Here is a 975-nt window from a genome sequence, read left to right as displayed (position 1 = left end):
CAGATACCGCCACAAGGCGATTATCAGCTTGTTTAACTGCCCTGGGGGGCGCCGGTCCACATCCATCCCGCTTCGTCGCAAGTGACGTTGGCCGCCCTCGCGTCGAACTTTTTCGTCAGGCCTTGGTCATGGCGCCCTCCGGCAGCAGGCCCTGGGTCAGATACCGCCACAAGGCGATTATCAGCTTGCGCGCCAAGGCGACGATCATGGTGCGGCGGATGCGTCCTTTGCCGGCGCCGACGCGCTCATGAAACCAGCGCGCGAGACCGCTATCGGGCTGATGGCGCAGCCACAGCCAGGCAAGTTCAATGGCGGTTCGTCGCGCTCGCGGATTGCCTGATCTCTGGATGCCTTGATCGCGGCTGACCGCGCCGCTGCTCCAAGGGCTGGATGCAAGACCGAGATAACCGGCGATCTCACGCCGATTCTGGAAATCGCGGAAGAACACCTCGTTCGTCATTATGCTTGCGATCGTCAGGCCGATGCCACGCAGATGACTCAGTTGGACGATCCCGGGAGCTGTGGTCTCGGCGGCCTGACGCTGCTCAGCCTCGACCTCCATCATCATCTCGATTACTTGCCACAAGCGGCGGCACTCGCGCTTGATCTCGTTCTTCAGGCAGGGCGGCAGATTCCGCCCGTCAGCCGTGCGCAGCGTCTCGAGCTGCTCACGCCAGTCCCGTCTGGCTGGCTTGAAGTCGCGGATGCCCTGGGTCATCAAAAGCCCCTTGACGCGGCTCGAATGCTGGCCGCGTTCGTTGACGAGCCGAGCCCGTTCCCGGCTGCGACGGCGATCGTTCTCCTGCTCGAGGCTCGGCACTCGCACAACTCGGCAGACCCTCGGCTCGCCACGTTCCAGCGCCATCAGCGTGCGCAGCAGCGCCGCCGCATCGAGGCGATCCGTCTTGGCGCGGCGTGACCGGCGGTCGACCAGGATGCTGGCCGCGTCCAGAACCTGATTGTCGATGCCGCGGT

General features: G+C 64.4%; 1 protein-coding gene. It reads right to left on the bottom strand.

From position 1 onward, the window contains the following. Positions 1-115: 115 nt before the first annotated feature. On the bottom strand, positions 116-975 hold an 860-nt coding region (locus tag DH10_RS05595), incomplete at its 5' end, for an IS110 family RNA-guided transposase (RefSeq protein WP_192384432.1).

The sequence above is a fragment of the Mesorhizobium silamurunense genome, from assembly GCF_014843825.1.
GTDB classification, from domain to species: Bacteria; Pseudomonadota; Alphaproteobacteria; order Rhizobiales; family Rhizobiaceae; genus Mesorhizobium; species Mesorhizobium silamurunense.
The sequence above is the reverse complement of the archived record's forward strand: the minus strand, read 5'-3'. Positions and strand labels throughout refer to the sequence as shown.